Annotated in this window: 1 protein-coding gene; it reads left to right on the forward strand. The window is 69.7% G+C overall.

Annotated features, from left to right (window positions below; all coding sequences use genetic code 11):
- Positions 1 to 294 (forward strand): metallophosphoesterase (locus EN824_RS34555; RefSeq protein ID WP_348631549.1); only part of this gene is annotated, 294 nt, incomplete at both ends.

Below are 294 nucleotides of genomic sequence, written 5' to 3' on the forward strand. Positions count from 1 at the left end.
CGGCACGCGCCGTGCGCCGCCGCGTGTATCGAACCGCCAACATTCTGTCGATGACACCGTCCAACGCGCCTTCCTTCGCTTCATCCACTGTGCAGCAGCGCCCCGCGCCGCTCGCTTTCGGCGATCTGCAAGGTTGCCGCACGCCGTTCCAGCGCCTCTTGGCGAAGGCCGCGCCGCCGGCCGACGCGCCGCTGTGGTTCGCGGGCGACCTGATCAACCGCGGCACCGAATCGCTTGCCACGCTGCGCGACATCATCGCGCTCGGCGAGCGTGCGGTGCCGGTACTGGGCAATC

Source organism: Mesorhizobium sp. M8A.F.Ca.ET.181.01.1.1 (genome assembly GCF_004792025.1).
Taxonomy (GTDB): Bacteria; Pseudomonadota; Alphaproteobacteria; order Rhizobiales; family Rhizobiaceae; genus Mesorhizobium.